Source organism: Cryobacterium flavum (assembly GCF_900103805.1).
GTDB lineage: Bacteria > Actinomycetota > Actinomycetes > Actinomycetales > Microbacteriaceae > Cryobacterium > Cryobacterium flavum.
Map to the genome: position 1 here is coordinate 338,307 of NZ_FNIB01000004.1, position 21,067 is coordinate 359,373.

General features: G+C 63.6%; 16 protein-coding genes and 1 pseudogene. 8 read left to right on the forward strand and 9 right to left on the reverse strand.

The window, feature by feature from the left end:
• The first annotated feature begins 17 nt into the window (after nucleotides 1–17).
• The gene (locus tag BLS91_RS07825) at nucleotides 18–2,477 is read left to right on the forward strand and encodes a DEAD/DEAH box helicase (protein ID WP_092340157.1); all 2,460 of its coding nucleotides are present in this window, start codon (nucleotides 18–20) and stop codon (nucleotides 2,475–2,477) included.
• A gap of 7 nt (nucleotides 2,478–2,484) precedes the next feature.
• Entirely contained in the window at nucleotides 2,485–4,041 is a 1,557-nt protein-coding gene (gene lnt, locus BLS91_RS07830; RefSeq protein WP_092340158.1) for an apolipoprotein N-acyltransferase, read from the forward strand.
• A gap of 53 nt (nucleotides 4,042–4,094) precedes the next feature.
• Here the strand turns inward: lnt and BLS91_RS07835 are convergent, their stop codons facing one another.
• The 4 genes from BLS91_RS07835 to BLS91_RS07850 form a co-directional block, all read right to left on the reverse strand.
• Complete coding sequence (locus BLS91_RS07835; protein ID WP_092340159.1) at nucleotides 4,095–4,463, reverse strand: RNA polymerase-binding protein RbpA; 369 nt, start codon at nucleotides 4,461–4,463, stop codon at nucleotides 4,095–4,097.
• 111 nt (nucleotides 4,464–4,574) lie between these two features.
• A complete protein-coding gene (locus tag BLS91_RS07840) occupies nucleotides 4,575–5,339 on the reverse strand; it encodes a glycerophosphodiester phosphodiesterase family protein (RefSeq protein WP_241983136.1) in 765 nt (254 codons plus the stop codon).
• 3 nt (nucleotides 5,340–5,342) lie between these two features.
• Nucleotides 5,343–6,314, reverse strand: coding sequence for an SPFH domain-containing protein (locus tag BLS91_RS07845; RefSeq protein WP_092340160.1), 972 nt, complete (start codon nucleotides 6,312–6,314; stop codon nucleotides 5,343–5,345).
• Nucleotides 6,307–6,789, reverse strand: a complete 483-nt coding sequence (locus BLS91_RS07850; RefSeq protein ID WP_092340220.1) for an NfeD family protein — start codon at nucleotides 6,787–6,789, stop codon at nucleotides 6,307–6,309. The genes BLS91_RS07845 and BLS91_RS07850 overlap by 8 nt, the downstream gene beginning before the upstream one ends.
• Nucleotides 6,790–6,954: 165 nt before the next feature.
• On the opposite strand from BLS91_RS07850, the gene BLS91_RS07855 reads away from it, so the two are divergent.
• From BLS91_RS07855 to BLS91_RS07865, 3 genes are read left to right on the forward strand one after another with little or no spacing between them, the layout of a single operon-like run.
• Nucleotides 6,955–7,719 carry an SDR family oxidoreductase gene (locus BLS91_RS07855; protein WP_092340161.1) on the forward strand — a complete coding sequence of 255 codons (765 nt, stop codon included), beginning with the start codon at nucleotides 6,955–6,957 and terminating at the stop codon, nucleotides 7,717–7,719.
• A gap of 14 nt (nucleotides 7,720–7,733) precedes the next feature.
• Nucleotides 7,734–9,911 (forward strand): S9 family peptidase, encoded by a 2,178-nt coding sequence (locus BLS91_RS07860; RefSeq protein ID WP_092340162.1) that lies wholly within the window; start codon nucleotides 7,734–7,736, stop codon nucleotides 9,909–9,911.
• The gene (locus BLS91_RS07865; RefSeq protein ID WP_092340163.1) at nucleotides 9,874–12,264 is read left to right on the forward strand and encodes an ATP-binding cassette domain-containing protein; all 2,391 of its coding nucleotides are present in this window, start codon (nucleotides 9,874–9,876) and stop codon (nucleotides 12,262–12,264) included. Before BLS91_RS07860 ends, BLS91_RS07865 begins: the two co-directional genes overlap by 38 nt.
• Nucleotides 12,265–12,276: 12 nt before the next feature.
• On the opposite strand, the gene BLS91_RS07870 is transcribed toward BLS91_RS07865, so the two are convergent.
• A complete protein-coding gene (locus BLS91_RS07870) occupies nucleotides 12,277–12,999 on the reverse strand; it encodes a mannitol dehydrogenase family protein (RefSeq protein ID WP_241983137.1) in 723 nt (240 codons plus the stop codon).
• Between the two features lie 563 nt (nucleotides 13,000–13,562).
• Between BLS91_RS07870 and BLS91_RS07875 the strand changes: the two genes are divergently transcribed.
• The 3 genes from BLS91_RS07875 (at nucleotide 13,563) to BLS91_RS07885 (ending at nucleotide 17,630) form a co-directional block, all read left to right on the forward strand.
• On the forward strand, nucleotides 13,563–14,138 hold the full coding sequence (locus tag BLS91_RS07875; RefSeq protein WP_159433833.1) for a CPBP family intramembrane glutamic endopeptidase: 576 nt from the start codon (nucleotides 13,563–13,565) through the stop codon (nucleotides 14,136–14,138).
• Between the two features lie 633 nt (nucleotides 14,139–14,771).
• Complete coding sequence (locus BLS91_RS07880) at nucleotides 14,772–15,701, forward strand: aldo/keto reductase (protein WP_092340166.1); 930 nt, start codon at nucleotides 14,772–14,774, stop codon at nucleotides 15,699–15,701.
• Nucleotides 15,702–15,731: 30 nt separating this feature from the next.
• Nucleotides 15,732–17,630, forward strand: coding sequence for a Na+/H+ antiporter (locus tag BLS91_RS07885; RefSeq protein WP_092340167.1), 1,899 nt, complete (start codon nucleotides 15,732–15,734; stop codon nucleotides 17,628–17,630).
• Here the strand turns inward: BLS91_RS07885 and BLS91_RS21155 are convergent.
• From BLS91_RS21155 to dhaK, 4 genes and pseudogenes are all read right to left on the reverse strand, one after another.
• Nucleotides 17,627–17,999: pseudogene (locus tag BLS91_RS21155) on the reverse strand (DMT family transporter). The gene BLS91_RS07885 and the pseudogene BLS91_RS21155 overlap by 4 nt on opposite strands.
• Before the next feature lie 467 nt (nucleotides 18,000–18,466).
• On the reverse strand, nucleotides 18,467–19,165 hold the full coding sequence (gene dhaM / locus BLS91_RS07895) for a dihydroxyacetone kinase phosphoryl donor subunit DhaM (protein ID WP_233206220.1): 699 nt from the start codon (nucleotides 19,163–19,165) through the stop codon (nucleotides 18,467–18,469).
• A gap of 10 nt (nucleotides 19,166–19,175) precedes the next feature.
• Nucleotides 19,176–19,859 (reverse strand): dihydroxyacetone kinase subunit DhaL, encoded by a 684-nt coding sequence (gene dhaL / locus BLS91_RS20555; RefSeq protein ID WP_092340168.1) that lies wholly within the window; start codon nucleotides 19,857–19,859, stop codon nucleotides 19,176–19,178.
• A gap of 11 nt (nucleotides 19,860–19,870) precedes the next feature.
• The gene (gene dhaK / locus BLS91_RS07905; protein ID WP_092340221.1) at nucleotides 19,871–20,872 is read right to left on the reverse strand and encodes a dihydroxyacetone kinase subunit DhaK; all 1,002 of its coding nucleotides are present in this window, start codon (nucleotides 20,870–20,872) and stop codon (nucleotides 19,871–19,873) included.
• Nucleotides 20,873–21,067: the final 195 nt, after the last annotated feature.

Sequence of the window (21,067 nt, forward strand, 5' to 3'; positions counted from 1 at the left end):
GTAATTGTTAGGATCACGTGACTCACACGCAATCGCCGGCCGAACGGTACTCGGCTGCGCGCATCCGGGCCGCCCAGCCACTCTTGCAGGGGTTCGAGCGCGGCCTGGGCTTCGACCTCGACCCGTTCCAGCGTGAAGCCTGCGCGTGCCTGGAGGCGGGCAACAGCGTGCTCGTTGCGGCGCCGACCGGAGCCGGCAAGACGATCGTGGCCGAATTCGCGATCTACCTGGCGATGCAGCGGTCCCGTGCAAAGGTGTTCTACACGGCCCCGATGAAGGCGCTCAGCAACCAGAAGTTCCAGGAATTCGCGGCCGAGTACGGCGCTGACCAGGTCGGGTTGCTTACCGGAGACAGCAACGTCAACCCGGGGGCGCGCATCGTGGTCATGACCACAGAAGTGCTGCGCAACATGCTCTACGCCGATTCCGATCTGCTGACCGACTTGGCCTTCGTGGTGATGGACGAGGTGCACTACCTCGCTGACCGCTTTCGCGGAGCTGTCTGGGAAGAAGTGATCATCCATCTGCCACAGCAGGTGCGCATGGTGTCGCTCAGCGCGACGGTGTCGAACGCGGAAGAATTCGGCGATTGGCTGCAGGCAGTGCGCGGTGAGACCGACGTGATCGTGTCTGAGGAGCGACCAGTTCCGCTCGAGCAGCACGTGCTGGTCAAGAACAATATGCTCGATCTGTTCGACTCCACCGGACTGATCGGTACGCATCGGGTCAATCCTGAACTCGTGCGTCTGGCACACGCCGGCGGACGTTCGGCCGGCGGGCGCGGCCGAGGTTCCGGTCGTCAGGGCGGCCAATCCGGGGGCTACCGGGGTCATGACAAGCAGCGTCCTCAGTTCGATGCCGGCCGGATGGACCGCGGCGACATCGTGCGTATGCTCGACGGTAAACATCTGCTGCCGGCCATCTTTTTCATCTTCAGCCGGGTCGGCTGCGATCAGGCCGTGCGACAGGTGCTCCGTTCGGGGGTACGCCTGACCCAGGAACACGAGCGTGAAGAAATCCGCCAGATCGTCGACGATCGATGCCGTACCCTACTGGACGAAGACCTCGGCGTGCTTGGCTACTTCGAGTGGCTGGACGGGCTCGAACGCGGAGTCGCGGCCCACCACGCTGGTCTGCTGCCGGCCTTCAAGGAGGTCGTCGAGGAGCTCTTCCAGAAGAAGCTGGTCAAGGCCGTCTTTGCCACCGAAACGCTTGCCCTCGGCATCAACATGCCTGCCCGCACGGTCGTGCTCGACAAACTGGAGAAGTTCAACGGTGAGGCGCGCGTGCCGATCACACCGGGGGAGTACACCCAGCTGACCGGTCGGGCCGGTCGCCGCGGAATCGACACCCTTGGGCACTCGGTCATCCAGTGGGCCCAGGGACTCGACCCGCAGGCCGTCGCCTCGCTCGCCTCTCGGCGCACCTATCCGCTGAATTCGAGTTTCAAACCGACCTACAACATGGCCGTCAATCTGATCGACCAGTTCGGGGTCACGCGAACGCGCGGCGTGCTCGAGTCGTCGTTCGCCCAATTCCAGGCCGACCGCGCCGTCGTCGATTTGGCCCGCTCCGTGCGCCAGCAGGAGGAATCTCTGGCCGGGTTCAAGACCAGCATGACCTGCCACCTCGGAGATTTTGAGCAGTACTCGGCCATTCGTCGGCGTCTCACCGAGGTGGAGCGCGAGGGCACCAAGGCCGACAACTCCCAGCGAGGGGAACGCGACAAACGCCAGCGTGAGGTCGCCAGCCTCCGCAAACAGATGCGTGCCCACGGTTGCCACCACTGCGCAGATCGCGAGGCACACTCCCGCTGGGCGGAACGCTGGTTCAAGCTCAAACGCCAGACGGATGCCCTCAACCAGCAAATCTCGCAACGCACTGGGGCGATCGCCCGCGTTTTCGACCGGGTGACCGACGTGCTGCTCGGCTACGGCTATCTCGAATCCGATGCCAGCGGTGCGATCGCGCTCAGCGAAAGCGGACGGATTCTGCGCCGCATCTACGCCGAACGGGACCTGCTGGTTGCTGAATCCCTGCGCCGCGGCCTGTGGAACGAACTCGACGCCGCGAGTCTCGCTGCGATGGCCTGCGCGCTCGTCTTCGAGCCGCGACGTGAAGAGGGCCTCATCGATGCCCGCTACCTGCCGAAGGGGCCTTTTCGCCCGGCGTTGGACGACACCCATGAGCTGTGGAATCGCATCGACGACCTCGAGCGTGACCACAAGCTCCCCGGCACTAATCCGCTCGCCGTTGGCCTCAGCCTCGCCATGTGGAAGTGGGCCCGCGGCGCGTCGCTCGCCGACGTGCTCGACGAGGCCGAGATGGCGGCCGGCGATTTCGTGCGCTGGACCAAACAGACCATCGATCTGCTTGACCAACTGTCCATCGCCGGCGACGCCCAGGTCGGATCAACCGCTCGGAGCGCCATGGACGCCATCCGTCGCGGCATTGTCGCCTACTCTTCGGTGGCCTGAACCCGCCATGTGGGCGAGTGAGCGTGCGTTCAGCCTGCCGTTGTGGGCATCCGTTCTGGTCGCCGCCGGTGCGGGAGCGGTTCTCGATGCCGGTTTCCCGGATCGCGACTGGTGGTTTCTCGCGCCGGTCGGGGTCGCGCTCATGCTCCTGGCGCTACTCGGTCGAAACCTCGCGACCGGACTGCTCGTTGGCCTGGTCGCCGGCCTGTCGTTCTGGCTGATTCACATCTACTGGATCACCCTGTATCTCGGTCTCGTGCCGTGGTTCGCGCTCGGCGGGCTGGAGAGCCTGTTCTTCGCCGTTGGGCTCGGGCTCACCGCGGTCGTGCTACGGCACGGTCCTCGGGTCTGGCCGAGCATCTGGGGTCGCCTCGGTGTGGTGCCGGTTATCGTCGCCGGGTTGTGGACGGCCAGGGAGGCAATCAGCGCCGTCTGGCCCTACGGCGGCTTCGCCTGGGGCCGCGTTGCGCTCTCCCAGTCCGAGAGTCCGTTCGGCCCGCTCGTGGCCTGGGTGGGACTGTCGGGCCTCAGCTTCATTATGGTCTGGCTAAGCGCCTTGGCCGTACAGTTGCTCCGCGAACCCGAACTGAAGCGCAGGCTGCGCACCGGCATCGCTGTCGGTGCCGTTGCGCTGGTGCTCGCCGTGCCCGCGTGGCCGACCATCCCCAGCGGTGAGGTTCGCCTCGCCGCAGTGCAGGGCAACGCTGACGCCGGGCTCTTTGCTGAATATTCTCCGGGCCAGATCCTGCAGGACCACGTTTCGGCCACGCTGCCGCTGATCGGCCAGAAAATCGATTTCGTGGTCTGGCCGGAGAACGCGAGCGATATCGACCCCGCCCGGTCGGAAGCGGCCGCGCAGGTGCTCGACTACATCAGCACCGAAATGGATGCCCCGCTCATCACCGGCACCATCACGAAGCCGGGAGACACCTTCTACAACAGCTCGCTGCTCTGGGAGGCCGGGCGCGGAGCCGTTGACGTGTACGACAAGGTGCACCCGGTGCCCTTCGCGGAATATATGCCGGATCGCGCCTTCTGGCGTCCGTTCGCCCCGGAGCTGATCGACCTCATCGGCCGGGACTACGGCATCGGTACCCGGGACAATACCTTCGACATCAACGGGATCCTGGCCGGGATCGCGATCTGTTTCGACATCGCCGACGATCAACTCGTGCACGAGATGATCGACGACAAGGCCCAGATCATCCTCGCTCAAACCAACAATGCCGATTTCGGTCACACCGATGAGAGCGTGCAGCAGCTCGCGATCGCCCGGCTGCGCGCGATCGAGACGGGTCGTACGGTGGTGAACATCTCCACGGTCGGTTCGAGCGCCATCATCACTCCCGACGGGCACACTCAGGACAGCCTGCCGACCTTCACGGCTGGCGCGATGGTGCAAACGGTGCCGCTCAGCGACATCATTACGCCGGCGATGGTGGCTGGGCGAGGCATTGAATGGTTTGTCTCCGGGTTGGGTCTGGCCGGTCTGGCGCTCTGTTTCGGCGCCGCCGGAGGCCAACGTCGCCGCTTGGCGCGCACCGCTGCGCGAACACAGCGTTAACCAACAACGACCCCGGCACACACGTGCGGGGTCGTCTGGGGTGGAACCGGCGGTTAAGCGCCGATCTTCTGCTGGCCACCACGGCGCAGGCGCAACACGGAGAGGCGCTCTTCGAGCAACTCTTCGAGTTCATCCCTGGTGCGACGTTCCAGCAGCATGTCCCAGTGGGTCCGAGGAATCTTCTCGTCGGAGTGGTCAACGATCACCGGCAAGGAATCGACCAGTCGGGTCGCCGTCCGTGCGCAGTATTTGCATTCCCATTCGTCCGGTGCCTCGGCTTCGGCCGAAAAAATCATTACCGTCTCGCGCCCACATGTTTCACACCGGTAGGTGTGCTGTACCCGGGGGGAGAAGGTGACGCCTTCTTCGCTCTGTAGGCTTTGTGCGCCTAATCTCATGCCACGCAAACTGCGGTCAGCCATAGTGTGGTCTCCTCTCGCTCGCGATCACAGATCGATCACGATGCCTTCACATTTGTAAACCATCAAGCTGGGTGTTAACCTTCCCGAACCCCCCGTTCTGGGAGGTAATTCTCAGGTTCGGCGAGTAAGGGCCGCCACAGCCAGATCGGTGCGATCCGTGACAATGCCGTCGACACCCAGATCAAGCAGTCGAATCATGTCTGCCGGGTCGTTCACCGTCCACACGTGCACCTCGACATTCACCCGGTGCATCATCGCGATGAAACGGGGTGTCACGATACGAATCATTCCGGCACGCTCGGGTACCTGCACGGCAACGCAGCCCGCCAGGGTACGGCGAACGAGCGCAGGAAGGCCCAAATTCGCCGCCGCTAAGGCCCGGGCCACGAGCGGTGACGAGGCGGACGACACCACACCGGGCAGCAGATCCACGATCCGTTGGCGGCGCGGTTCGTTGAACGAGGTCACGAGAACCCGGGGAGTGGCTCGCTGGTCACGAATGGCCCGAGCGGCGGGCTCGGCGGCGGCATCCGTTTTGATATCGATATTGAACCGCGCCGTCGGAAAGGCCTCAAGGGCATCGGCGAGGGACGTGAACGATTGCCCGAAGCCCAGGTTGATGCGTTTCAGTTCGGTCATAGTCAGTTGGTCGATGCGCACGTCCCGTTCGAGGGCGGTGAGATCGGGGTCGTGGCTGATCACGGCCACACCGTCGAGCGATACGTGCACGTCGGTCTCGAGGTGGGTGGCCCCGCCCGCCAGCGCTTTCACGAAGGCGAGTAGGGTGTTTTCCGGCGCTTCATGCGCCAGACCGCGGTGGGCGAAGACCCGGGGATGCGGTGCGTCCAGAAATACTGACGGGGCGTTCTCGGCCACCGCCTAGGCCTGCGGAGTTGCGGGCGTTGCGGGCGTTCCGGGCGTTGCGGAGGCGGCAGGCGCGGCTGCCGGTTTGTGGGCGTTCGCGCCGAAGGCGCTGCCGATACCCTTCATGGCCTCGGTCAGTTCGCTCGGCACGATCCACAGCTTGTTAGCGCTGCCCTCGGCCAGCTTGGGAAGTGTGAGCAGGTACTGGTAGGCGAGCAGCTTCGGGTCGGGGTCTCCATCGTGAATGGCCTTGAACACCGTGGTGATGGCTTCCGCCTCACCCTGCGCGCGCAGGACGGCAGCTTTGGCATCACCCTCGGCTTCGAGGATCGCCGCCTGGCGAGCGCCCTCAGCGGTGAGAATGGCGGACTGTTTGGTGCCCTCGGCGGTGAGGATCAGCGCACGACGGTCACGTTCGGCGCGCATCTGCTTCTCCATGGAGTCCTGGATTGAGTGGGGCGGCTCGATGGCCTTGAGCTCGACTCGGCCCACGCGGATACCCCATTTGCCGGTGGCCTCGTCGAGCACGATGCGCAGCTGGCTGTTGATATTGTCGCGACTGGTCAGCGCTTCTTCCAGGTTCAACCCGCCGACCACGTTACGAAGGGTGGTCGTGGTGAGCTGCTCGACCGCGCCGAGGTAGTTGTTGATCTCGTAGGTGGCGGCGCGGGCATCCGTCACCTGAAAATAAACGACGGTGTCGATGGAGACGACGAGGTTGTCCTCGGTGATCACGGGCTGCGGCGGAAACGAGACGACCTGCTCGCGAATATCGAGCAGCGGCCGCACCCGGTCGACGAACGGCACGAGCAGGTTCAGACCGGGCAGCAGCGTCTTATGGTACTTGCCGAGGCGCTCGACCACCCCGGCGTTACCCTGCGGAATGATGCGAATGGCGCGCACGAGAATGACGATGACGAACACCGCCAACACGGCGAGCAGGGCGATCACGAAGATCTGACCGATGAAAGCTGCGGGGTCAAGCATTGTTCTGGGTCCTTTCGGCGGGGATGACGATGGCGGTGGAGCCTTCGATGAGATGCACGGTGATGCGCTCGCCCGGTTCAGCGGGTGCTGCGGTGCCGCCACCCGGCAGCACCAGACGAGCAGTCCAGGTTTCGCCGTTGGCCAGCTTCACCAGTCCGCCGGTCTCGGTGACGGTCGAGAGAACACGACCACTCATGCCGATCAGGGCATCGATATTGGAAAGCGCCGGATCGCCGCCCTTGCGCAGGGCGCGCAGCAAAAACGGCCGAATCGTCAGCAACAGCAGCACCGACAAGCCGCCGGCAACGACGATCTGAAGCCACCAGTCCAGGCCGAGCAAATTGGCGGCCAAACCGCCCAGGCTGCCGATGGAGATCATCAGGAACGTGAATTCCAGGCTCAGTAATTCGATGATGATGGCCACGAGAATGAACACGAGCCACAAAATCCAGAGATAATCGGTCAGGTCGACCATGCGTGACACCTTCCACATTTCGTTCACCTCGAAACTAGCAGGTACCGACGACAACACGCCGGGGGAGCGGCCGAGGCTTGTTGATAAGGTCGAAAGCGTAGGTAGTGGCCGATCAGGGCACACTTCATCACGGACACAAACAGACCGAATTCTTGAGGAGCACGCGTGACCAATCCACTTGCAGCAGGATCACTCGAGGGCAAGCGTGTACTCGTCACTGGCTCGTCCCGTGGCATCGGCGCCGACACTGTCGGCTATTTCGCCGAGGCCGGAGCGCGCGTCGTCATCAACTACCGCAATAAAGAGGCACGCGCGAACAAGCTTCGCGACGCCATTCGCGCCGCCGGGGGAGACGCCATCACCGTCGGTGCCGACCTGACCGATCCGGCATCGGTCGCCGCGATGTTCGCGACCATCACGAGCGAATTCGGTGGCCTCGACATTCTTGTGATGAACGCATCTGGCGGCATGGAGAGCGGCATGGCGGCGGACTACGCCATCAAGCTCAATCGTGACGCACAGGTCAATCTACTCAACGGCGCCGTACCCCTGCTCGGTGACGATTCCCGGGTGGTCTACGTCACCAGCCACCAGGCACACTTCATCAAGACCACACCTACCATGCCGGAGTATGAGCCGGTCGCCCGCAGTAAGCGCGCCGGCGAAGACGCCCTGCGCGCCGTCATTCCCCAGCTCGAAGAGTCCGGTATCGGATTCGTCGTGGTGTCCGGTGACATGATCGAGGGCACCATCACGGCGACGCTGCTCGAACGGTCCAACCCTGGCGCTCTGAGTGCCCGCAAGGAGGCGGCCGGTCGCCTGTACAACGTGAGCGAGTTCGCAGCGGAAATCGTCCTGGCCGCGACCTCGCCGGTCCCGGCCGGCAACACTCGCCTGGTCGGCGACACGTCCGGGTTCGCCGGCGAATAGCGGGCGACCAAGCGATGAAGGCTGCCGATCTTCCCTTACTCGGGTCGCTGTCACGCCCGACGATCCATCCCGATGGGTCGCGGGCGGTGTTCTCCCAGGTACACGCCGACTTTTCAGCGGATGATTACGTCGGCCAGCTCTTTACCGTCGCGCTGGCAGGGGAGCCGGCTCCGCGCCGCATCACGCGCGGCTTTCGTGACTCGGCGCCCCGGTTTTCTCCGGATGGCAGCCTAATCGGGTTTCTGCGCGCCGATGCCGGCGGCGCCGCGCAGCTGCACGTCGTTGATGCGGCCGGCGGCGAGCCCGTGGCGGTCACCGACGCGGTTCTCGGCGTGAGCGACTTTCGCTGGCATCCGGACGGTGACCGGATTGCCTTCCTGGCCCGGGTCCCCGAGCAGGGTCGTTATGGCACGGTTGCGGGTCTGTCGGCCGACTCGGAACCGGCCCGCCGCTTCGATACCCTGCGTTATCGTTCGAACGGCGTCGGCTACACCAGTGACCGTCGCGTACACGTGTTTCTCGCCGTCGTGCCCGATGTCTGGGGCGAACCGACCCCCGCCGTAGCGCCGTCCGTGACCGACGCACCGCAGGCGCCGTCCGGCAACCCGCCGGGTAGCGCGCCAACACCGGACCTTTTGGATCCGGCCAGCTTCGCGAGTGGAGTACCGGTCGCCCGCCAGCTGACCGAGGGAGACTTCGATCATTCCGGGCTGGCCTTCTCGCCCGACGGTTCCAGGCTCCTGACCATCTCGGCCCGTCAGGCCGAACGGTACACCGACCTCCGCAGTGAGGTGGTCGAACTCACACTCCGCGACAGCACCGATACCGCTTCAAACGAGACCATCGCGCCGCTTCGCACCTTCGTGCCTGCGGCCCAAAACCTCAGTATCTCGGCGCTGGCCTCTGCCGAGGACGGTACCCTCTGGCTGCTCGCAACCGACGTGGGTGCGAGCGGGCGAGACTTCGTCGGCCGGGTGACCGCTCTTTACCGAAGTGGTGTCTCGCTTGACGGTTCAGCACCCATTCGGGTGACCGACCCGAACCAGACCGACCAGGATCTGCTCGACCTCGATGCCACCGGGGGAATCTGTCCGTTGACGGACGGCTCCGTGCTCGTGCTCACGGGTCGTCGTGGCCGGGTCGAGCTGGTACGGGTGGAGCGCGAGGGGCGGGTGCAGTCACTCGACTGCGGAGCCACCGTCGCCGCCTCAATGGATGCCTGCGGCGACGCCGTCGTTGTCGCGGTGCAGTCCGCCCGCACGACAGGTGACCTCGTTCTCATCCACCCGGGCCTCACCGGCAGTCACGCTTCGGAGACCCCGCCGAAACGCCTCACCGATTTTTCCTTGGCCCTGCGCGCCACCGGACTGATCCCCGGAATCGAGCTCACGGTCACCGGACGAGACGGCTATCCGGTGCACGGCTGGGTGCACACTCCGGCAGGGCCGGGACCGCATCCGGTGCTTCTGACCATTCACGGAGGACCGTTCGCTCAATACACCGGTGCGCTCCTCGATGAGACCCAGGTCTACGTCGACGCGGGCTACGCGGTGGTTCTCTGCAACCCGCGCGGGTCATCCGGTTATGGCCTGGCCCACGGGCGCGCCATCCGCCAGCGCATGGGCACCCTCGACCTGGCCGACGTGCTGGACTTTCTCGCTGGCGCTCTCAGCGCCGAGCCCACCCTCGACGCCCACCGTGTCGGTATCATGGGCGGATCCTACGGCGGCTATCTGACCGCGTGGACGATCGCGCACGAACACCGGTTCGCGGCGGCCATCGTGGAACGCGGCTTTCTGGATCCGCAAGGGTTCGTCGGGACGAGCGACATCGGCGACTTCTTCGGCGACGAATACGCCGGTACAGATGCCGCCCTGCTGCAGGCACAGAGCCCACAGTTTCTGGTCGGCCGGGTGACGACCCCGACCCTGGTGCTGCACTCAGCGCAGGACCTGCGCTGCCCGCTGTCGCAGGGCGAGCGCTACTACGCTGCGCTCAAACGTGGGGGAGTGGAGTCCGAACTGGTCGTTTTTCCGGGGGAGAACCACGACCTCAGCCGCACCGGTCACCCCCGCCACCGTTTGCAACGGTTCGAGATTATTCTGGACTGGTGGGCCCGACACCTGCCCAGTGCCACTAATCACAGGAGCAAAGATGAGCGAGACCCTCACCACGAACATCCCGTCAGCTGAACGCCAGGTCGCAGACAGCCATGACCTGATCCGCGTGCAGGGCGCCCGCGAAAACAATCTCAAGAATGTCAGCGTTCAGATTCCCAAGCGCCGGCTGACCCTGTTCACTGGCGTGTCCGGGTCCGGAAAGAGCTCCCTCGTGTTCGGCACCATCGCTGCCGAATCCCAGCGCATGATCAACGAAACCTACAGCACGTTTGTGCAGGGTTTCATGCCCACACTGGCCAGGCCGGATGTCGATGTGCTCGACGGGCTGACGACGGCTATCATCGTCGACCAGGAGCGGATGGGCGCCAACGCGCGTTCCACCGTCGGCACGGCCACCGACGCGAACGCGCTGCTGCGCGTCCTCTTCAGCCGACTCGGTCAGCCGTACCTCGGCTCGCCGCAGGCCTATTCGTTCAACGTCGCCTCGATCAGCGGAGCGGGCGCGGTCTCGATCGAACGCGGCGGAACGACCGTGAGGGAACGCCGCACCTTCAGCATCACCGGGGGCATGTGTTCCCGCTGCGAGGGGCGGGGTTCGGTCACCGACATCGACCTGACCGCGCTTTACGACGAGCGCAAGTCCATCAACGGTGGCGCCCTGAGTATCCCCGGGTACAGCATGGACGGCTGGTACGGTCGCATTTTCAACGGTTGTGGCTTCTTCGACGCCGACAAGCCGATCAGGGATTTCACCAAGAAGGAACTGGCCGACCTTCTGCACAAGGGGCCGACCAAGATCAAAATCGAGGGAATCAACCTCACCTACGAAGGCCTGATTCCGAAGATCCAGAAATCGATGCTCAGCAAGGACGTCGACACCCTGCAGCCGCATATTCGCGCGTTTGTCGAGCGGGCGGTCACGTTCACGGTCTGCCCCGACTGCACCGGCACCCGACTCAATGAGGGTGCCCGGTCGTCGCAAATCAACGAGATCAGCATTGCGGATGCCTGTGCCATGCAGATCAGCGACCTCGCCGAATGGGTCACCGGCCTGAACGATTCGTCCGTTGCGCCCCTGCTCACTGCCTTGCGGCTGCTGTTGGACTCCTTTGTGCAGATCGGGCTGGGGTATCTGTCCCTCGACCGTGCTTCCGGCACTCTCTCCGGCGGTGAGTCGCAGCGCACAAAGATGATCCGTCACCTCGGATCCTCGCTCACCGACGTCACCTATGTCTTTGACGAACCGACCATCGGGCTGCACCCACACGATATCCAGCGTATGAACACGCTGTTGATACAGCTGCGCGACAAGGGCAATACCGTGCTCGTTGTCGAGCACAAGCCGGAGATGATCCAGATCGCCGACCACATCATCGATCTCGGCCCCGGCGCGGGAACGAACGGCGGCGAGGTGGTCTTCGAGGGTTCCCTCGCCGGGCTTCGTAGTAGCGGCACGCTGACCGGTCGGCACCTGGATGATCGCGCGACCGTGAAACCGAGCGTGCGTGCACCCACGGGTGTCCTGCCAGTGCGCGGTGCGAGCGCACACAACCTGACCAACGTCGACGTCGATATCCCGTTGGGCGTGCTGACGGTGCTGACCGGCGTCGCCGGGTCGGGGAAAAGCTCACTGGTCACCGGCTCAGTCTCGGGGCGGGACGGCGTGGTATCAGTCGACCAGGGTGCGATCAAGGGATCCAGGCGCAGCAACCCCGCAACCTACACGGGCATGCTCGAGCCGATCCGCAAGGCGTTCGCGAAGGTTAACGGGGTGAAACCGGCCCTGTTCAGTTCTAATTCCGAGGGCGCCTGCCCGAGCTGCAACGGCGCCGGCGTCATCTACACCGACCTTGGAATCATGGCCGGCGTCGCCATTCCCTGCGAGGTCTGCGAAGGGAAGCGGTTCCAGGCATCCGTTTTGGACTTCCACCTGAATGGACGCGACATCAGCGAGGTGCTGGCGATGTCGGTGACCGAAGCCGAGGAGTTCTTCGGAGCGGGGGAGTCTCGAATTCCGGCCGCTCATGCCATTCTGGTGCGCCTGTCCGATGTGGGGCTCGGCTATCTCCGACTCGGCCAGCCGTTGCCGACGCTGTCAGGCGGTGAGCGCCAGCGGCTCAAACTCGCCACCCAGATGGCCGACAAGGGTGAGGTGTACGTTCTGGATGAGCCGACCGCCGGTCTGCACCTTGCCGACGTGGAGAATCTGCTCGGCCTGCTGGACCGGCTCGTCGACTCGGGCAAGTCGGTCATCGTGATTGAACACCATCAGGCGGTGATGGCGCACGCCGACTGGATCATCGACCTGGGTCCAGGGGCCGGCCACGACGGCGGCCGAATCGTCTTTGAGGGAACGCCGGCCGACCTCGTGGCCAGTCGAGCCACACTCACCGGCCAACACCTCGCGGCCTACGTCGACGCCTGACCCGGCAGCTGGCTACGCGAGCAACTCGACCAGAGTCGCTCGCGCACCGACGGTGTGCAGCAACTCGAGCGCCCGGTCGTAGGCCCGGGCAAACGTCGGTTCGTCGACGAGGTCGCCGAACCGGTCGCAGTCCTGCAGGAAGGAATTCCGGTCGGCGGCGAATCCGGCGGCGTTCTGCATGACGGGATATTTGAGACGGTCGGCGACGTCGATGGGCTGGCCCAGCTCATCCGTGCCCTCGGCGTAGCGGACCCAGTTCGCCACGATGGCCGCCGACAGGGCCATCGAACGCCCGGCCGCGAGTTGGTCGACGATCACCGGCACGAGCCACTTGGGAATTCGGTCGCAGGATTCGTTGCAGAGCCTGGGGACGGTGTCGCGCACGCTCGGGTTGGAGAAGCGCGCGATGAGCTCGCTCTTGTACGCGTCGAGGTCGATGCCGGGCACCGGCTTGAGTGTGGGGGAGCCCTCCTCGTCCATGTAGGCCCGAAGGAACGCGGCGTTCAGCGGATGGACCGCGGCATCGCGCACGAGCCGGTATCCCATCAAATGTGCGAAATAGCACAGGCCCTGGTGGCTGGCATACAACAACCGTGGTTTCATCAGCTCGTAGGGCTCGACATCGGCGACGAGCTGGGTGCGCAATCGTTCGTAGGGCGGGCGTGCGTCAGCGAAGGAGTCCTGCGATACCCACTGGAAGAAGGGTTCGCAGACCACGGTCCAGGCGTCGCACACGCAGATGGTATCGGCGACCAGGGCGCGGTCGGCATCCGTGGTTCGGGGGTGATGCGGTCGACCATGCTGTTCGTCCCCACCCCGTCAGGCGAGTTCTCTGCGACTCCTGGCTGATTCAAGCCAGGTTCAGGCCGGGTGGAAGCTGCGGACGGCGCATCAGGCACCCCTCTCGGACGCCCGGGCGCATGACCGATAATATGCATTATGTCAATACCGAGGTATGACACGAGCCCGGGGCGTGAAATTCACATCGCCGAGATTCTTGATGGTATTCCCAACGATGCAGGAGCTTTACAACCCTCTGAGGTGGCGGTGTTCTGCATACTGACGCCGACGAGGAGACTCCCAGCAGCGAAGTTTTGATGCGAACAAAATCACACGGACCTTGCAAGCAATCGGCGCGTCGGGGGCCTCCTCCGCCTTCGCGAGTCCATACGTTGAGCGTATTGCGAAATACGCACGCTGCGCCCTGAACAAGCCGCAGCTTTTTCGATGTTGGGGCCGTTTCGTGCGCACTGTGTTAACCGTTTCCCGTCCCGTTTGCCGAGGCGGTGTTCCGGGTAGTGCCGAACGGTCTCACGGATCAGCCACCAGGTTTCGGCCTCTGGACTCTCACGCTCCTCCTGGTTGGATTCAATGAAGAACTCATCAGCTGTGGAGTCGTGCTCAGTCGGTTGAGCCGAAGCTTCACCGCCATTCCTGCCGTTGCGGTAACAGCAGCGCTATTCGGGATGCAACACCTGTCCGCCTTCGCCACCACGGACAGGGAAACGTACGACGTCCTGACGAACGTGCTCGCCTCAGCGACCTACGGCTTCGCTCTCGCCGCGTTTCAATACCGCTTCTCGTGGATCTGGCCGCTGATAGTCATTCACGGACTCGCGGATTTCACGTCGATCCTCGCGCGCACTTCTTACGGCGATCTCGTCGTGGCCGTCACGTGTGTGATCTTTGTGATTTACGGGCTTGCCGCACTGCGGCACATCGCCCGGCGCGCAGCACGCGCCCGGTTTAGGTTGCCCCGTGAACCGAGCGGACAAGCATCTGCAATGGCGCCGTATTCACGGCCTGCGACAGCCGGTCAGGGCTGTGCCGCGCAGGGGCTCCGAGACCAGAATGACTCGCACCCAGCCATCTAACTGACACCGGCGCTCGGCTACAAGTGTTCCAAGCGACGCCGCGAAAAGTGGTCAACGTCAGCACCTTCAACTTGCGATCTCGCGGCACGCTCACCAGCGATATCGGAGAGCCGCGCCCCACCCGATTATTTCCCGAAAGCTGCTGCGCTGATTGCCTCATCGGCAGCGACGCTCTCCCTAGCAACGTGTAAACGCGTGCCCTGCTGGGCGCTCAATCTCCTGAGCCGTGAAGACATCGTTGACAGTCGCTACCGGTGCATGTTTTCAGCTGACACCGAGCGAGATCAGAGGGACGAAACGGGAGCGCCCGCTAGTGGGACCTCCTACGGACGCTCCCCCGAAAGTTGGCGGTTCTGACCGTGCTGGGAGGCGGCGGCGCCCGTTTGACTGTCCCGAAATTATGCCCAATGACCGGGCGTCAACCGTAACAGCCCTTTGCCCTAAATGAGGTAGCGGCGAAATTCCGGCCATCTCTGCCTCACTTTAGATGAGACGGGGCAACCCAGATCGATGAGAGGTCCGGAATATAGGATTTTTCCCCTACTCCGGTCCGCCTGACGCACAGAAAGCGTTCCCTTCCAAAAGTAATAGACCGGGGTGTTGTTCTGGCCCGTCTGCACCCAGACTGGAGGTATGAAGACAATGACGTTACCGAATACACACTTCGAGGTCTCCAACATCATTCTGGGGCTGATGCGGATCGTTCCCCTGGCCGACGAAGAGATCCGATCCTTGGTTGAAGCGTCCAGAGAGGCCGGCATAAATTTCTTTGATCACGCCGACGTGTACGGCAGCGAACCCCACGAATGTGAGCGGCGTTTTGGCGACGCCGTATCGTTTTCGGCAGAAGATCGGGCACGTGTCGCCATCCAGTCAAAGGTCGGCATTCGATCGGGCTTCTGGGACTTCTCCAGGGAGCACATCCTTCGATCGGTCGACGAGTCGCTCACGGCGTTGAAGACCGATTACCTCGACATGCTGCTGCTGCACCGCCCTGACGCCCTGGTGGAACCCGACGAGGTCGCGGAGGCGTTCAACATTTTGCACGATGCGGGAAAAGTACTCAATTTCGGCGTCTCCAATCACACTCCGGGACAGGTAGAGCTATTGAAAAGCTCGGTGGCCCAGCCGCTCATCGTCAACCAGGTGCAGTTGAGCATCACGCATGCGCCCCTGATCGCCGCCGGCGTCTCGGCCAACATGGCTGGCCTGGACCAGTCCATCGACCGGGACAACGGCATTCTCGATTACTGCCGACTGAACAACATCACCCTGCAGGCATGGTCGCCGTTCCAGAAGGGTTTCTTCGACGGTATTTTCCTGAACGATCGAGAAAACTATGCCGCGTTGAACAACGTCATCGAGGACCTTGCTCGAACCTACGATGCTCCCCCGGCTGCCATCGCCGTAGCCTGGATCACTCGTCATCCCGCCCACATGCAGGTTGTACTCGGCACGACCAGCGTTCACCATCTGATCGATTCGGCCGCGGGGTCTGATATCGCCCTCACGCGCGAAGAGTGGTACCGACTCTTCACGGCCGCTGGACATATCTTGCCGTAGTCAGGCACCTTAAACTCTTGGCGGTAAAGGATGGACGTATCACTCGGTCTTCTCACTCTCGTCGTTGTCGTCTGCGCGGCCAGCGCACTCGCTAGACGCTTGAACCTGTCTGTTCCACTGCTGCTCGTTGTGGTCGGTGTCATCGGCTCATATCTGCCGTTTATTCCAGCGGTGAAGTTGGATCCGGAACTGGTGTTGGTGGGAATTCTTCCTCCACTGCTGTACGCGGCCGCTATCCGTACCTCCCTGGTTGAATTTCGCACGAACCTGCGGTCTATCGGCCTGCTGTCGGTCGGATATGTCATTTTTGGCACCGTGGCGATCGGCCTGATCGTCTGGTGGTTGATCCCAGAAATTCCCGTGGCTGCTGCATTTGCCCTGGGTGCGGTGGTGGCTCCGCCGGATGCAGTCGCGGCGACCACGATCGCGCGCCGAGTTGGGCTCCCGCGGCGGGTTGTGAGCCTTTTGGAGGGTGAGTCGCTGGTCAATGATGCGACCGCGCTGGTGCTTCTTCGCACGGCGATCGTCGCCATTGGCGGGAGCGTCACCGTCTGGCAAGTGGCGTCAGACCTCGCTTTTGCTGCCGGTGGGGCTGTAGTGATCGGCTTGGTCGCGGCGTGGCTCCTGCTGCAGATCCGAAAACGGGTTCGCAACGTGGCCATAAACACGTCTATGTCTCTTGCAGCCCCGTTTGTGGCCTATATTCCTGCTGAGGGAGTCAACGCATCTGGCGTGTTGGCTGTCGTTGTCGCCGGCCTCGTGATCGGTACAAGAACGCCAGCTATGCCGGGCGGCGCGTCGCGATTGAGTCAGCGCAGCAACTGGGCGACGGCGCAGTTTCTGCTCGAGAACTCCGTTTTTCTTCTGATCGGATTACAGGTACGGTCGATAATTGAGGCGACCTCAGGCGACTCGCTCGGTGCCGGGCGTATCTGGGGTGCTTGCGCTGTCATCCTCGTTGCGGTTCTCCTGTTGCGCCCGATTTGGGTGTTCCCAGCGATTTATCTCCCTCGGCTGATACCCAAAATTCGACAGGTCGACCCCGCACCGCCCTGGCAGTTGCCCACCATCGTGTCGTGGGCTGGCATGCGCGGTGTCGTCACCCTGGCTGCGGTGTTCGCCCTACCGGAAGGCGTCGCCCACCGTCCAGTCCTCGTTCTCGCCGCCCTAGGAGTGGTGGCCGGAACCCTGGTTGTGCAGGGCCTGAGCTTGCCGCGGCTCGTTCGCCTGCTGGGGGTACGTGGTCCTGATACCAAAGCGGATGCGCTCAGCCAGGCTGCGCTAATGGATCAGGCCACCGCTGCGGGAATAGAAAACTTGCGGCGGCACACTCGGCCCGACGATCCGCCTGAGGTGCTCGACATGCTCGAACGCCGCACCCAGGAACGCAACCGGGCGGCCTGGGAACGCCTCGGACGATCGGAGTTCGCTGACCGCACTCCCAGTAAACGCTACGTACAGTTGCGGCTGGCTATGCTCGATGCGGAGCGCGCCCGGGTTCTGAAACTGCGCCGCTCGGGAGAATACGCCCACGAGGTAATCAGCGAAGTGCTTGAGATGCTCGATGTTGAAGAATCTATGTTGGACACCTCGCCTGACGACGCGGGCAGCACCTTCAGTGCCGAAGCTCCTGCCGCGATCCGGCCCGACACCGCTGGAGTCCCCCTGGGCGCCGGCGGCTGCGAGCATTTACGGGCCGTCGGTGAGCATCCAGTGCCACCGGACTCGGAATGCTACGACTGTGTACGCGAAGGCACTACCCCGGTACACCTTCGGATGTGCCTACTGTGCGGCAAGGTGGGGTGCTGCGATTCATCCGTCGGTCAGCACGCGACCAGGCATTTCCAAGAGTCCGGCCACCCCATCATGTGCAGCGCCGAGCCGAGGGAATTGTGGCGTTGGTGTTACGTTGACGAGCTCCTCGGTTAGCGCGAGCTCGTCGACGCGCCTCGAGATGTGTCCCCGAGGGTTGTAGCCTCGGTAGGGGCGTGCACGAGCTTGAGGCCGACGACGCAGCCGATGAGCCCGACAAGCAAAGCGATCTACAGCCAGAAAATGCTGGTGTCCCGCTGACCATCGCCCCGATCACCGTTAGAGGTGCGCCGATGCCAACCCCGACGGCATAGCCTCCCCAATTAGGATTTCGCGCATTGCCCCGGCCAGGCCTCCCATGCTCAGCGCGAGCCCTGCACCGAAAATGACGGTCGGCCACAATTTGGTGAAACCCACGGACCTGCCGAGCGCGGTCGTCCAGACGGCCTCCAGCACTCCGGACGCGATAAGTACGATCCACGACATGACTGTCACTCCTCGGCCAGTCTTGTCGTGCTCCGGGGCTGATCCACCGTCCGGGGTCGCATTCCACGGCCTCCTCGACTATGAGCAGACCCACTGGGCACCCCCGTGCACACAGGCCAGACCCGCGAATGCGGAAGCATCCACTCAGCGCCACTTCGCCCTGACGACTTAGGCGTGCGAGTGGTGAATCACCATTCCGAATTCATTGACCGGCTCGAAAGCGTCTCGGTCCCAGGCTCCGGGGTGCGGAACCGGGCAGTCGACCACGGTATTTCGCGATGAATGGTCGATGGCGTGTTCTCGCATGGCGTGTGAGCAGATCGGGCATGACCGAAAATCGGTCGCGTCCCACTGTTCCGGGCCTCGTGGGGTCTTCCTGTCCTGAATCATGCCATTACGATACGCCGAATTGGACAATTAGGCACGTAACCGCTCTGCGACTTTGCGGCAAACCTCTGGAGTCTGGCCTACTCTTCCCCGAAACCTGATTCCAACAGTTCTGCGAGGGCGGTGATCGCCGGGCCGGCCGACTGGTCAGTCGACGACAGCTGCACGCTGCTTCCCCGAGCCAGACCGAGCGACATGATGCTCAGCAGGCTGCTGGCGTCCGTGCCGTTCACGGTGATCGGAACCGAGAACGTGCTCACCAGATTCACGAATTCTGCGGCGGGTCGTGCATGCAATCCGTCTTTGTTGACGAGGATCACGGTGCGCGAGACCCCGGCCGCTGCGGGCTGTTCAGCGGCCGTTGGGGCGCTACTCGACGGGTGCAGCGCTGACTGCGCGGCCGCCACGACCGCATCGAGGTCTCCCCCGATCTCTGCGGCCACGGCTGCGGCCACCCCGCCCTCGACCAGCGGCGCGTCCACAATTCGCACCTGGTTTTGCTCGGCATCGTCAAGAAAATCACGCGCGGTTTCCGCGGTCAGAATCGCCGAACCCAGATCACACAGAATCACCACGCCGACGCCGCCGTTCGCCGCGGTGATGCCGTCGCTGATCTTCTCAAAGCTGGTACCGATCCCCCCGGTATCCGTTCCTCCCGCAGCGACCAGTTGCACCGTCGGCGCCATCTGACGCGCAAGTTCAACCAGCCCCGCCGCGATTTTCTCGCTGTGCGAGACAAAAACCAGGCCAACGCGGTCAGCGGATACCGCCGCGCTCACTCGCGGACCATCACGCGGTCGCCAGCACGTCGAAAGCGGCGCGGAGCAGCAGCGACGTCGACTGAGAACCCGGATCCCGGTGGCCGATCGCCCGCTCACCGAGATAGCTCGCCCGTCCCTTGCGTGCCACCAACGGCTCGGTGGCTTGCGCGCCGCGCGCTGCGGCATCCGCTGCGGCCAGCAAGACGACGTCGACCCCGGTACCGGCCGCTTGCGCAGACAACGCCGCGTTCACGGCCGGTGTCCAGGCGTCGATCATGGTCTTGTCGCCCTCATCCGCTTTGCCACGCAGCACGATGCCGTCGCGGGCTGCAGCCAGAAGGGAAACCAGAGCGGCCGCATCCACCCACTCGGCGTCCCCGACAGCACCGGAGGCCTTCAGAAAAGCCGTGCCGTACAACGGACCGGCAGCACCGCCAACCGTTGAGATCAACGTCGTGGCGACCAGTTTCAGCACCGCTCCGGGCGTTGTCTCGTCGGGCAGAGCGTCGAGCTTCGGCAGGATCGCCTGAAAACCGCGATCCATATTCTCACCGTGATCGCCATCGCCGATTTCCCGGTCGAGGGTATTCAGGGCGGCACGGTTGGCCGCGAGCACCTCAGCGCTCCGGCGAATCCAGCGCACAGTCCAGGCGGTGTCCAGCGTTGGCGCGGCGTCAGCGAAAACGGAGTCTGGTTGATCGTTCAGGGTCATCGAATCTCCTTCTACCGTCCCCACCGTAGCGCCGCAGTCTGCACCGGGGCGTCCCACAGCCCCGTGAGCTCGTCGTCGAGTTTCAGAACGGAGATGGACGTTCCCGCCATCTCCAGGCTGGTCGTGTAGTTGCCGACGAGGCTCCGGGTGACCGTGATTCCCTTCTCTTTGAGCACTTCGGCGGCCCGGCGGAAGACGATGTAGAGCTCGATCTGCGGTGTACCGCCCATGCCGTTGACGAATAGGAGTACTTCGTCGCCGCTTACAAAGGGCAGGTCTTCAAGGATCGGGCCGAGCAGCCGGTCCACGATCGCGTCGGCGGGCTCGAGCTTGATCCGCTCCCGCCCCGGCTCGCCGTGAATTCCAATGCCGATCTCGATCTCATCGTCGGCGAGCACGAAACTCGGCTCCCCGGCGTGCGGCACCACACAGGGAGTGAGCGCGACTCCCATTGTGCGCACGCGGGAATTCACCTTTTCGGCGACGGTAACCACGGCATCGAGGTCATCGCCGCGTTCGGCGGCGGCCCCGGTGATCTTCTCGACCAGAACCGTGCCCGCCACGCCCCGGCGACCTGCCGTGTAGAGCGAGTCCTTGACGGCGACATCGTCGTTAATGATGACCGCGCGCACGTCGATACCCTCAGCGGATGCCAGATCGGCCGCCGTCTCAAAGTTCAACACGTCCCCGGTGTAGTTTTTCACGATGTGCAGCACGCCGGCGCCGCCATCGACGGCCTGGGTTGCCGCGAGGATCGGGTCGGGAGTCGGTGAGGTGAAAACAGCTCCGGGCACCGCGGCATCCAGCATGCCGTAGCCGACGAAACCGCCGTGCAGCGGTTCGTGCCCGCTTCCACCACCGCTGACGATTCCCACCTTTCCCTGCACCGGGGCATCGTTACGCACAATGTAGACCGGATCGTGCGAGATACGCACAATGTCACCGTGCGCCGCCTCGAATCCGGCGACGGCGTCGTTGACCACGTTCTTGGGATCGTTGATGAGCTTCTTCATGACCATCCATTCACTCGGTGATGCCACGGTTCGACAGAGAGAGGACCACGGCAAGGCCCGGGCAGCACCGCCCGGGGCAGCCGTCTTCCAAAAATTACCATACGCGCTGAAACCACGCCCGGAAAGGGGCCCAATGAACCCCGCCAGCCCATTCCCCTCCACGACACCGCGCGCTATGTTATTGCCAACCGCTCG